The 12,469-nt window shown below is 58.2% G+C and carries 11 protein-coding genes and 1 pseudogene; 2 read left to right on the top strand and 10 right to left on the bottom strand.

Annotated features, from left to right (window positions below):
* Positions 1-184: 184 nt before the first annotated feature.
* The 8 genes and pseudogenes from istB to ACGYLQ_RS20015 all read right to left on the bottom strand — a co-directional run bounded on the left by istB (position 185) and on the right by ACGYLQ_RS20015 (position 8,675).
* Complete coding sequence (gene istB / locus ACGYLQ_RS20050) at positions 185-943, bottom strand: IS21-like element helper ATPase IstB (protein ID WP_067261980.1); 759 nt, start codon at positions 941-943, stop codon at positions 185-187.
* 10 nt (positions 944-953) lie between these two features.
* Entirely contained in the window at positions 954-2,483 is a 1,530-nt protein-coding gene (gene istA, locus ACGYLQ_RS20045) for an IS21 family transposase (protein ID WP_394444539.1), read from the bottom strand.
* 166 nt (positions 2,484-2,649) lie between these two features.
* A pseudogene (locus ACGYLQ_RS20040) lies at positions 2,650-2,724 on the bottom strand (IS6 family transposase); the annotation flags it as partial.
* Between the two features lie 314 nt (positions 2,725-3,038).
* A complete protein-coding gene (locus ACGYLQ_RS20035; RefSeq protein ID WP_276155087.1) occupies positions 3,039-4,589 on the bottom strand; it encodes a TRAP transporter large permease subunit in 1,551 nt (516 codons plus the stop codon).
* Positions 4,589-5,083 (bottom strand): TRAP transporter small permease subunit, encoded by a 495-nt coding sequence (locus ACGYLQ_RS20030; protein WP_276155086.1) that lies wholly within the window; start codon positions 5,081-5,083, stop codon positions 4,589-4,591. Before ACGYLQ_RS20030 ends, ACGYLQ_RS20035 begins: the two co-directional genes overlap by 1 nt.
* A 63-nt stretch (positions 5,084-5,146) precedes the next feature.
* Entirely contained in the window at positions 5,147-6,232 is a 1,086-nt protein-coding gene (locus ACGYLQ_RS20025; protein ID WP_394444537.1) for a TRAP transporter substrate-binding protein, read from the bottom strand.
* 128 nt (positions 6,233-6,360) lie between these two features.
* Positions 6,361-7,500, bottom strand: a complete 1,140-nt coding sequence (locus ACGYLQ_RS20020; RefSeq protein ID WP_394444536.1) for an acyl-CoA dehydrogenase family protein — start codon at positions 7,498-7,500, stop codon at positions 6,361-6,363.
* Positions 7,497-8,675: a CaiB/BaiF CoA transferase family protein gene (locus tag ACGYLQ_RS20015; RefSeq protein ID WP_394444534.1), complete on the bottom strand. Its 1,179-nt coding sequence runs from the start codon at positions 8,673-8,675 to the stop codon at positions 7,497-7,499. The genes ACGYLQ_RS20020 and ACGYLQ_RS20015 overlap by 4 nt, the downstream gene beginning before the upstream one ends.
* An 80-nt stretch (positions 8,676-8,755) precedes the next feature.
* Between ACGYLQ_RS20015 and ACGYLQ_RS20010 the strand changes: the two genes are divergently transcribed.
* Together ACGYLQ_RS20010 and ACGYLQ_RS20005 are read left to right on the top strand one after the other, a co-directional pair.
* Complete coding sequence (locus ACGYLQ_RS20010; protein ID WP_394444532.1) at positions 8,756-9,649, top strand: LysR family transcriptional regulator; 894 nt, start codon at positions 8,756-8,758, stop codon at positions 9,647-9,649.
* 95 nt (positions 9,650-9,744) lie between these two features.
* Positions 9,745-10,434: a GntR family transcriptional regulator gene (locus ACGYLQ_RS20005; protein ID WP_394444530.1), complete on the top strand. Its 690-nt coding sequence runs from the start codon at positions 9,745-9,747 to the stop codon at positions 10,432-10,434.
* 268 nt (positions 10,435-10,702) lie between these two features.
* On the opposite strand, the gene ACGYLQ_RS20000 is transcribed toward ACGYLQ_RS20005, so the two are convergent.
* Entirely contained in the window at positions 10,703-11,251 is a 549-nt protein-coding gene (locus tag ACGYLQ_RS20000; RefSeq protein WP_322343866.1) for a HutD family protein, read from the bottom strand.
* A 202-nt stretch (positions 11,252-11,453) separates the two neighbouring features.
* Complete coding sequence (locus tag ACGYLQ_RS19995) at positions 11,454-12,164, bottom strand: IS6 family transposase (RefSeq protein ID WP_394444529.1); 711 nt, start codon at positions 12,162-12,164, stop codon at positions 11,454-11,456.
* Positions 12,165-12,469: the final 305 nt, after the last annotated feature.

The raw sequence follows: 12,469 nt of genomic DNA, 5'->3' as shown, positions 1-12,469 counted from the left end.
CTGACCATCACACCCCGTTCGGCAAGAAGATCCTCGACATCCGCCGTGCTGAGCGCGAAGCGATGGTAGACCCAGACTGCGTATTCCGGAGTATCCGCCCACTCATTCCGACAACATGCGCCCACCTATTCCGGGGTATCCGCCCACTTGTGACGCGTTGCCGTGAGGCAGTGGGTTGGGGTTATCAGGTTTGAGGGTTTTCGTCATCCATTTTGGTGACGCTTTTCCGCATAGACGGCCCCTTGAGTTCGAGGCGGTAAGCGTTGTGAACGATGCGGTCGAGGATGGCATCAGCGAAGGTTGGTTCGCCAATGACGTCATGCCAAGCCTTGATGGGTAATTGGCTGGTTATCATCGTTGAGCCGCGACCGTAGCGCTCTTCCACGATCTCCATGAGATCCCGGCGTTGCGTGGCGGTCAGTCGGTCTGGCCCCCAGTCATCGAGGATGAGCAGCTGTGCTTTGGTGATGCTGCGGAACAGGCGGGGGAAGCGCCCGTCGCCATGGGCCAGTTCGAGTTCTTCGAAGAGACGCGGCATTCGCTTGTAGGCCACAGTGACACCGTCGCGACAGGCTGTTTGCGCCAGTGCGCATCCGAGCCAAGTTTTGCCGACACCACAGGGCCCGGTAATGATCAGATTGCGCTTGTCGGTGATCCATCTACCGGTGAGCAGACTCTGGAACAGCGTCTTGTCGAGACCACGGCGCGCGCGGTAATCGACATCTTCTGGGCAGGCGCCCACATGGCGCAGCCTGGCCGAGCGCATCCGAGCTTCAAACCGCTTGGTCTCACGGCTGGCGACCTCACGGTCAACGAGCAAGCCAAGCCATTCAGCGTGGCTGAAGTCGGCTGCGGCATCCTGCGCTTGCAGCTCGGCAAATGCTTCGGCCATACCGTCCAGCCGCAGGGCCTTCAGATGATCGAGGGTTGGGTGATCAAGCATTGTGTTCCTTTCAATGGAAATAATCGGCGCCACGGATGTTGGGGTGGGTGATTGCAGGCTCCTCCGTGGCGCGGGTGCGGAGCTTGCTCTCCAGCCCATTCTTGAGAATGGATTGGAGTGACGAGTAAGAACGGGCGTTGATCTCGAGCGCGCGGCGGCACGCCGCATCGAGGCGGGCGGCACCGAACTTGTCGGCCAGCCGAATGACACCCAGACAGCTCCGGTAGCCCTGTTCGGGGTGCTTGCGTTCGCGCATCACAACCTCTGCGAAGGTGGCGACATTCGGCCCGACGCGAGCGGCCCGTGCGATAATACGCTGCGGCGTCCAGTCCTCGCGGAACTTGTGGTGCGCTGGCATGTGCTCGCGCTGTGTAGAATGTCTGCCGTTTCCAGAAGTGCGCACATGGGAAGCAACACGCTGTCCAACATGGAAGACTTCGACCGTGCGGGCGGTGATGCGAGCCCACAGCTCTTTCTTCAGCAACTGATAGGGCACGGAATAGTAATGCTTGTCGATTGCGACGTGGTAATCCAGCCCCGCTCGGCACTTCTTCCATTCGGCATAGACATATGGAGCCGTCGGGAGCGGCTTCAGGGCGGGCTTATCCAACTGCTCGAACAACTGCTTGCGGCTGGCCCCAAGATGCCGAGAGACCTTGTCGTTGAGCTGGTCAAGCAACGGGCGAATGGCAGCGTTCACATCCCCGAGGCTGAAGAACTGCCGATTGCGCAACCGCGCCAGAATCCAGCGCTCGACCAGCAAGACCGCCCCTTCGACCTTTGCCTTGTCCTTTGGTTTATGCGGCCGCGCGGGCACAACGGCTGTGTCGTAATGGGTGGCGAGATCCGCATAGGTTCGGTTGATCACAGGGTCGTAAAAGCACGCTTTGGTGACCCCGGCCTTCAGGTTGTCGGACACGACCTGCGCCGTCACACCCCCAAGGAAGCCAAAGGCACGCACATGGCTCGAGATCCAATCCGGCAGCGATTGCGTCCAGGTCGCCTCTGCAAAGGTATAGCTTGAGGCCCCAAGCGTCGCGACGAACAGCTGTGCCGCGCGCACTTCCCCGGTCTGAGGATCAATCACGTCGATGGTGTGCCCCGCGTAATCGACGAACAGCCGCTCGCCCGCCGGGTGACGCTGTCGCATCACCGGCGACAGCTTGCCTTCCCACCGCGTGTAAAGTTCGCAAAATCGGGAGTAGCCGTATCCCTCGGGGTGGTCGGAGCGATGTTCCTCCCACAAAAGTGACAGCGTTACGCCCTTCCGACGCAACTCGCGGTGAATATACGACCAGTCAGGCTGCGTCTCGATCCGTTGGGTGTTCTGGTGAGCTCGGTGAAAGAGGCATCGCTCAAGGTCCGTATCAGACATCTCTGCTGGCAGCGGCCAGCCCAGACCCAACTCAGTAGCGCGATCAAGGTAGCCCCGAAGGGTTGTTCGCCCAATCGCCAGACTCGCTGCGATCTGGCGGGTTGGTAGGCCCTCGGCTGACAGCCGCAAAACATCTCGTATCTTCCGCATCGGCAATCTCTTCATCGGGCTTCTTTCATGCCAAAAGGACGAAAGGTAGCCGGTTACAGATTGCCTCGCAGCAGCACGTCACAGGGGTGGGCGGATACCCCGGAATCGGTGGGCGGATAAAATCGGAACGGGTGGGCGCATCAAATCGGAATCGGTGGGCGGATCACCCCGGAATACGCACCCAGACGGCATATGCAACGATCTCACGAGGGAAACGGTAGCCTTTCAGGCGCTGCATCGAGGATGGTATATTCATACCTACCGCCTAACCAAGCGCCGCACCGCAAACAAGTTGGCAATCCCGGTGCATTAGCTCTTTGATCCGCTTGCCCGCGTCACAGGAACAGAAATGCGTTATGCGAAGCATCTATGATGCGGGTGAGAATATGCGATAGCAGCGCTTGCCTTCGGAAAGGTGACCAATGATCCGAACTTAGAGACGGTGGCCGATTATTTGTCGAGGTCCGGCGTCCAACTCAGATCGACGAATACGAAAGCAACATGACCTTTGAGAAGATTCTGCTGCGGTCGTTGGTTGAGGGTGTCGTCCCCATTGTGGCCTCCCCTTCTTTAAAACAGAACTGCAGGCAGCCATGTTGCGAGGAACGGCAACAACCAAATCAACGACAACCCCAAGATCTGAAGGCAGATGAAGGGTAGTACACCCGCGTAAATCTGTCCTGTCGTAACCTCTTTCGGGGCCGAACCGCGCAGATAGAACAGCGAAAAGCCAAATGGCGGCGTTAGGAACGATGTCTGCAGGTTGATCGCGATCAAAACGCCCAGCCAGATCGGATCATGGCCCAGCAAGATCAACGTTGGCGTGATCAGCGGCAGCACGATGACCGAGATTTCGACGAAATCGAGGAAGAAGCCCATAACGAAGATTACGATCATGCAGAAAACCAATGCACCATTTGCGCCGCCCGGCATCTCAGCCAAAATGCTCGCGACGCGCTCTTCTCCGCCTAGTCCGATGAACACAAGGCTAAAGAAGCCCGCCGCGATGATCGTCGCAAATATCATAGAGGTCATGGTCATGGTCGACATGATCGCCTGTTGCACGACACCTTTTTGCAACGCCGCCCGCAAGGCAAACAGGATCGACAGCCCGCCGAGCGCCGCCAGCCCGACATAGAAAACACCAAGCACATAAGCGTTAAAGGTAAGGTCACTGCGCTGAAAACGGACCGGAAAGGCGCCGGCCAGAATGCCCAGAGCGACCAAGGCGACAGTCCCCAGCAGGATGGTGCGCGGCGCCAGACCGATCCGGTATCCGGTCATCAGCAACGCGCCAATGGCGCCAACCGATGCCGCCTCCGTCGGGGTGGCGATGCCGCCCAGTATGGCCCCCAGCACTGCAACGATCAGCAAAACCGGCGGGATCACCGCGCCGACCACCTCGCGCCAATCGGGCTTGGCTAGATCAATCGGTGCGGGCGGCATTTCTTGGGGACGCAGCCAGCCGCGCGCCACGATATAGATCAGGTAAAGACAGACGAGCACCAACCCGGGAATCATTGCGGCGGCGAAGAACTGGCCAACCGACAGTGTTTCGACCGAAAATTTGCCCTGCTCATATTGGGCTTGTTGGAATGAAGTCGACATCACATCCGCTAAGATGATCAGAAGAGTCGAGGGGGGGATGATCTGCCCTAACGTTCCGGCCGTGCAGACGATCCCCGAGGCCACCCGCGGATCGTATCCCGCGCGCAGCATCGTTGGCAGCGCGATCATTCCCATCGCGATCACGGTTGCCCCGACAATACCGGTGGATGCCGCCAATAAGGTGCCGACCAACACGACCGAGATGCCCAAACCACCGCGCAGCTGCCCAAATAGCCGGCCCATCGTGTCCAATAGCTCCTCGGCGATCCGGCTTTTCTCAAGCAACGCCCCCATTAGCACGAAGAGGGGGATGGCGATCAGGACCGGGTTGGTAAGAATGCCAAACATCCGCTGGCCCAACGCGCCCAGCAAACCGATGTCCATTTGCCCCAGAGCCCAGCCTAGATAGGCAAAGACCACGGCCACGCCGGCGATGCTGAAGGAGACAGGAAATCCCAAGAGTATCGCGCCCATCAGTGCAGCGAACATGATAAGGTCGAGGTATGGGATCATCAGGTCTCTTTCTCAGCCAAGAGGCGGATTAACAGAGCAAGCGATTGTAGTATCACAAGGACACAGAACGCGGGAATTAAGGATTTGAGCAGGAAAACGGCCTCAATCCCACCTACCGAAATCGGGCCTTCAAGAATTTTCCAGGAATTACGCACGGATGGCCAAGACCAGTAGATCAAGGCGATCATCGAGGGCATCAGCAGAAACAGATGGCCAAAAATGTCGATCCGCCGCCGCACGCTGGGTGTCGCTTTTGCATAGAACACATCGACCCTTACGTGTTTGTCGACCAGCAGCGTATACCCCGCCGCCAACATGAACAGGGTTGCATGCATGTAGAGCACGCTTTCTTGCAGCGCGATGGAATTCAGGCCGAAGGCGTAGCGCCCGACAACGATGATGAATTGCACCAGCATCATTGCCAGAGCCAACCAACGCACCACATAGGCCACGCCTAGGTTCACCCTGTCCAACGCGTTCGCCAGTTGCTCCATCGCCCGCCCTCTCCCATCTCAAAGGTCACAAGGGCGCAGCCAGCGCCGCGCCCTTGGTAGATATCAGTATCCCATAACGAGGTTACGCGCATTCATTTGACCGTTGTCGGCATAGACCATGTATTGGCCGACCGAGTCGCGATAAGCCACAAAACTTTCAGTAATCCGCTTCACCAACTCGTCGTCATCATTGCGCAAGTCATCAATGACTTCGCCAGCAGCTTTACCCATCGCCGTGATGACATCTTCGGGGAACATCTTCACCTGAACGCCATGTTCAGCAACCATCGCCTCCAAAGCGAGGGCATGTTTGGTCAGGTATTCGGTCCAGACCTGGTTATACAGGCTATCGCAGGCCGCTTTTACCACCAGCTTTAGATCGTCTGGCAGTTCATTGAACACGTCCGCGTTGACGCCGCACTCCTCAGCAGACGAAGGCTCACCCACGCCGGGCCAATAGTAGTTCTTGGCGACCTGATAATAGCCTAGCGCGCTGTCGGTCCACGGACCGATGAACTCACCCGCATCCAAAGCGCCGGTTTGCAGTGCTTGGAACATGTCCGCACCGCCCATCGCTTCAGCGGCCATGCCCATCTTCGCGGCCATTTCCGACGCCAGTCCAGTGGTGCGGAACTTCATACCTTTCAGATCTTCAGCAGATTTGACCTCCTCGCGGAACCAACCACCCCATTGCGGGCCAGAGTTGCCGCAGAGGAATGGTTTGATACCGAAACGGCCATACATTTCGTCGTAGAGTTCTTGCCCACCACCATGCATCATCCAGCCAACTTGCTCATCAGCACGCAGACCGAAAGGTTGCGAACCAAACAGCAGAATACCTTTTGATTTCGAACCCCAATAGGCCGGTACAGCGTGATAGAGTTCAGCGGTGCCCTCACTCACCGCGTCAAAAACGCCACGTCCGGGAACAAGTTCACCCGCAGGGAACAGTTTGACCTCAATGCGCCCTCCCGAAAGCGTCGTGATCCGGTCGGCCAGCAACTGCGCGGCCACCCCTGGCCCGGGCAGATTTTTTGGCCATGCGGTAACCATCTTCCATTGGCGTTTGTCTTGCGCAATGGCAGGGCTTGCCAATGCGGTGGCTGCGGTGCCGATGGCCCCGGTTGTCAGAAATGTCCGTCTTTGCATGTGACCCTCCTACAGTCATGCTATGGTGATCAAGGCACAGGACCCTCGCTGCGCCTCAATCAAATTCGTGCATAAAACTTTTATGTAAACACATAATAGAGTCAATCTGTCCCAGTATAAAAACCCACCTAGGCAAGCAAACCCCGCGCAATAATTGTGCGCTGTATCTCAGACGATCCCTCATAGATTCGGAATATCCGCAAGTCGCGCAAGTAACGCTCTAACGGGAAGTCCCGCGTGTAGCCGTAGCCGCCGTGAATTTGCAGCGCCCGATCGGCAATCCGCCATGCCGCTTCGCTGGCGTAGAGTTTGGCAAATGCGGATTCACTAGAATAGCGCACGCCAGTGCCGCGTAGCGTGGCCGCCTGCATCGCCAATGCGCGGGCGGCAGCCAGTTCGGTAGCGCTGTCAGCGAGCATCCATTGCAACCCTTGGAACTCCGCAATCGCATGGCCGCTGACCTGACGCTCCTTCGCATAGGAAATCGCCGCCTTCAGGGCAGCGTCGGCAATGCCTGTGGCCTGCGCGGCAACCTCGATCCGGCCATTGTCCAACACTTTCATCGCGGTGCGAAAGCCCGTACCTTCCTCCCCCAGACGGTTTTCTTCCGGCATCCAGCAATCAAAACTGATGCCAAAGACATGCCCGCCCTTCAGCCCCATGGTTTTCTCATGCGGCGCAACGGAAATTCCTTCGATCTCTTTCGGCGCCACGACAAAGGCGCTGACGCCGCGAGCGCCGGCCTCTGGGTCGGTCTTGGCATAGACCACGATGAAATCCGCCGCCCCTGCGTTGGAGATAAAACATTTAGTCCCTTTGATCCGGTAACCATCGCCTTCCCGCTTTGCGGTGGTGCGCATATCGGCCGGGTTCGAGCCGGCTTGAGGCTCGGTCAGCGCAAAGGCGCCCAGCGATTTCCCCGCCGCCGCATCGGGCAGAATACGCGCCCGCAAATCCGCATCCGCGCCGAGAAGCAGCGAATCCGTTGCCAGAAAATGGGCTGTCAGCATCGAGGCGGTCGAGCCGCAAGCTCCCGCAATCGCCTCAACGGCTGAATAGAGCGCCGGGCCAGAAAGGCCGATGCCGCCGTGGTCTTCCGGCAAATTCAGACCTAACAAACCTAGTTCTGCCATGGCGTCCAAGTGAACAGTGGCAAACAGCGCCTCTTCGTCGATCTGGGCTGCTTTCGGGCTCAACACCTCTTTCGAGAACCGTTCGATCTGTGCAACCAGCGCGCGTTCGTCGTCGCTCATAGGATAGGTGGTCATGCGCTTTGGTCCTTCTTAAGTGTATTCAGAATATCACGTTCATCAGCGTTCAAGGCTGGGGCTGGTCGGCGTCCGCCTCGGGCAACACCGCTGAAATGCACAGGTTGCTCGGGCAGGTTCAGAACGCCCAAATCCGGATGCGTAACGGTTGAGGCAAGGCCACGCTCCACGGCTTGGGGAGAGGCCCAAGCTTCGGCGACCGTCTGGATAGTCGACGCGGGGATGCCTGCTGCAGAGAGTTGCTCGACCACTTCATCCACCGGCAATGCACCGGCCCATTGATCGATATACGCAGCCAACGCAGGTTCGTTTTCACGCCGCAGAGGATCACTGGCAAAGCGGGCGTCCTGTGCCAGACCGGGCTGACCGATTACATTGCAAAAGGTGGCAAAAAGCCGATCGTTCAGAACGGCCAGTGCGAAATGCCCGTCGCTCGCCTGATAGTTGCCGAAGGGGGCGGAGAGCGGGTGGCGGTTGCCGGTGCGCGTGGGGGTCTCTTCCCCCATCAAGGTTCGACAGGCCAGAATGGGCATCATGGAGACCAGCCCGTCGAACAGTGCTACATCCACATGGCGACCGCGGTCCGTGCGGCTGCGTTCAAACAGGGCGACCATTGTCCCCCAGGCCGCGAACAGGCCGCCCGCCACATCCCCCATTGCCTCGCCCACCATCGTCGGCGCAGCATCAGGCTCGCCCGTGGCATCCATCAGGCCGCTCATGGCTTGAACGATGATGTCATAGGCCGGCTTCTTGGCGTTCGGGCCGCTTTGGCCGAAGCCAGATACGGACACATAGACCAGACGTGGGAAGAGCTCGCTCAGCGCCGGATACCCCAAACCCAGCTTCTCCATCACGCCGGGGCGGAAATTTTCAATCAATACATCGCATTCCGCCAGCAGCGCTTTGATGGTGGCGATCGCTTCTGGCGATTTCAGATCCAGCGCGATAGAGCGTTTGCCCCGGTTGATTGCCTGAAACAACAGGCTTTCGCCATCTTTGAACGGGCCGATATGGCGATAGTCGTCGCCGTGGGCAGCTTCGACCTTGATCACATCGGCGCCCAAATCAGCCATCATCGCCGTGCAGTAAGGACCCGCTAGGACGCGCGTGAAATCAAGCACACGCACTCCGTCTAGGGGTCGAGATGGATGAGAGTTGAGAGACTGCGTGGACATATGATCCTCCGATGATGTTCGGTTGAGGATAGCGGATGTCGCGGTATAAGTAGAAATACACATTGCCAATAGAGCTATACATGCGATCTATACCCATAAGCCTTCGCCAGATCGACTATGTTATCGCCGCCGCTGAAACAGGCAGCACCGCCGCTGCCGCGCGGGCGTTAAACGTGTCGCAACCTGCTGTCTCGCTGTCGATTGCCAAGGTAGAGGATCACTTTGGCCGCCCCTTGTTTGTGCGCAGCGCGGGCCAAGGCATCGCCCCCACTGCCTTCGGTTTGCGCAAGCTTCGCGCCCTTCGAAGCCTCCGCGCACAGGCGCAAACGGTGCTTGACCCACAAGACAGCGGCACCGAGGACTTGAACCTCGGGGTCTTCTCGACCCTTGGCCCGCGCTATGCGCCCGCCTTGGTGAGCAGCTTTCAAAAGGCCAATCCTGCAACAACCATTAACCTGCACGAAGGCGATTTGGGCCAACTGACCCGTTGGCTGGAGAACGGGCGTATCGACCTTGCGCTGATCTATGATTTCGGTCTGCCCTCGTCGCTTGAGATCATACCGCTGGCGGATGTGCGCCCCTATGGGCTGGTGGCCGCCGAACACCCTTTGGCCGGGCGCGGCACGGTGTCGATGGCAGAGCTACTGACCGCCCCCCTGATCCTGATGAACCTGCCGCACAGCCGGGACTATTTCCTGACACTGGCGCAGATGAACGGCATCCGCCCGCGCATCGCGCATGAAACGGGTTCGGTCGAGATGTTGCGCGCCATGGTGGCCAACAGCATGGGGGTTGGCCTGATGGCCACCGACATTGCACAAGACACCGCATGCGACGGCCATCCTGTCGCCCGATTGGAGCTTTCAGACCCCCTCGTGCCCCACCGCATCGCACTGGCCCGCGTGCCGCACGCTCATACCGCGTCGCTTATTACGGCCTTTCAGACCCATGTGGCGCGCAGTTTCGACAGCTAATAGCCTATGTCTGGCCTTTTACACCTTATGTCTATATCTTTCAGGATCAATTCGCCGGGTTCCCCCGCCTTAGTCATAGCGTCGGAGAGCGCATCATGTCCGTTACCTATCGTGAGGTGAAAGCCGATATCCTGCGCCAGATCACTCGCGGTGAACTGTCCCCCGGCAGCGCCATGCCGAACGAGGTCGACCTGGCGGCGAGCTATGGCTGCTCGCGGGCCACTGTCAATCGCGCGATGCGTGAGTTGGCCGAAGATGGTATTATCGAGCGCCGCCGCAAGGCGGGCACGAGGGTACGCCGGAACCCAATCCGGCATGTGCGGATGAACATCCCGATCGTCGGAAAAGAGATCGAAGACTTCGGCGCGACCTATCGCTACGCGCTGGTACAAAGTAAAGCTGAACTCGCCCCCAGCTGGCTGCGCGCCCGCATGGCATTAGATCGTGACGATCATGTGCTCCACCTAACTTGCATGCATTATGCCGATGGCGCGCCCTATCAGCACGAAGATCGATGGATCAACCTGAGCGCTCTGCCCGAAGCCGAACAGAACGATTTTGCAGATGTCGGTCCTAATGAGTGGCTGGTGTCCACTGTGCCTTTCACCGATGCGCAAATCAGCTTCCACGCCATCACGGCAGACGTCGCTGTCTCTGATTACTTGGACTGCACCAAAGGCGATGCTCTATTTCAGACTGAGCGCATGACATGGCTTGAGGGACGGACAATCACCTTCGTGCAACTGACCTATCGCCGCGGTCATCGCATCACCATGCAGTATTGACCAGCCGGGCAGAGTTCGGCGGTTCAGCGATGCTGCATGTGAGCCTCGTCTGTGAAAGCGCAAACCTCTACCTACCTGGCTAGAATCGTCGACGGGTTCAGCTCATTCCTGAAAATGCCGTTGTGGGCGGTCGCCAGATAGAATTGCAAAAGCGGCCCTTCCGACAGGACCAAGCGACGGATTTGCGATGGCAGACCATTATGGCCCCCGTGCCAGACACTGCGGCGCAGCGCACGCCATACGATCGCTACCCGCGTATCACATTGCTTTAGTCTTTGGCGCGCAGGGTGATGATCAATGCCGCTGCATCATCAGGTAAATCGAAACTTATCGGCATGGCCGTGCTGATGACCGTATCACCCATATCCAACACAGCCCCCTCTACCTGCGCGTGTCCCGCGATCACGTGCAGGACGCCCGTTTGATCTGCCCGCCCAAAGTCAGTGACACCAGGCTCACGCACAACACGCGCCTTACCCACGCATTGCGCGGTATCGAACATCAGGTTGAAGTTACGTATCGGCCCTTGGCCCAGCGTGGCTGTTATCGGCGTGGACCCGTCAAAGGTCATTGGCACCGCGTAGCGCGCCAGCATAGCGCCATTCGGCCTGTGGAGCATCATGTTATCGCCCTTGATCACGGTCAAAATACGGGTCATGCCCGGGAAACTGGAAAACTCCCCATTCCGATCGACATCCGCCATGCTCAAGCGCCACAAAGGGCCGCTTGTATCTCCTTCTTGAGCGATATTACGCGTTATGCCGCCGCCGTTTTTCCATGGTGTTTCCACCAAATCATGCTGTCGAATAATTTGCATATCAGCTCCCGCACCGCGATCTTTCTTTCTGATCCTTGATCCTTGATCCTTGATCCCTGATCACTCTGAAACATAGAACCCCTTTCGCTGCTAATTAGAAAGCAGCTTCAGCTTTGCGCCGAGAGTTAGCCGCCGAGCAATTGCAGAACGGTGGGCTTTGTCAGGTTGTTTTGTCAGGACGAGACCAGGAACCGCGCCCCGTTCAAGCAGCCATTTCAGCCGCATAGTTGTTCCACAGGCTGAACGCGTCAGCCCGAGATTGGCGGTAGGGTGCTGCGGAAAGGCGGTGGCGTTTTGGTCGGAAGATGGTCGCGGCCTGATCATGGACGGATAGAAGACGCTGCGCCTGGCGTGGGGATTTGAAACGACCCATGATTTTTTCTCTTCGTCGTGTGTGTCGATGCGACGCCTCTGATCGGTTGTTCAAACCCTTGTGGGATCGATGATATACGCTTGGGCAAAGGTCACGGACGGCCACGCCATAGCTGCGCAGTTTGTCCGTCACGAGGACGCGTGGCACACCCCATCGCTTCATTAACTTCATCAGGAAACGCTTGGCGGCATGGGCATTTCTGAGGCTTTGCATCAGGATCTCCAGTACGTCTCCGTTAGCGTCGACCGCTCGCCAAAGCCAATGTTTTCGCCCTCGAATTGAAATCACGACTTCGTCCAGGTGCCATTTGTCGGCGGGAACCGGGCGATCGCGACGGATCTTGGCCGCTAGCTGCGTTCCGAACCGCTGGCACCACACCCGGATGCTTTCATACGAGACTATTACGCCCCGTTCCGCCAATAGATCCTCGACATCGCGCAGGCTCAGGCCAAACCGATGGTACGCCCAGATGGCATAAGAGATGATGGACCGAGGGAACCGGAAGCCCTTCAGACGCGGCTGTGAAACTTGGCTGATCATGCCCGATGGCTATGCGTGCAGCCGGGCCGCGTCAACAACATGACAAAGCCCGGGCAAGAACAGCTCGTTAGTCATCATCGTTGTCGCTGTCATCCGACAGTGGTGCTTACGTCAGTGTCCGAATTTCGGGGGGGGGGGGGGGGGGTAACTCAGCCGATGGCAGAACCGAACTTTGTACAGGTATGGTCGATCTGGCCTTTGAGCAATTCGCGAACGGGATGTGCTTCACCGGGATTGCCAACTTGTTTTCGCCTATTTGAGAGGGGCGAGACCTCTGCCTGTCAGGCGGTCATTTCGGCAGCATA

Origin of the sequence: Sulfitobacter sp. 1A12779, assembly GCF_043557315.1 — a bacterium.
Taxonomy (GTDB): Bacteria; Pseudomonadota; Alphaproteobacteria; order Rhodobacterales; family Rhodobacteraceae; genus Sulfitobacter; species Sulfitobacter faviae.
This window is presented reverse-complemented; position numbering and strand designations above follow the sequence as displayed.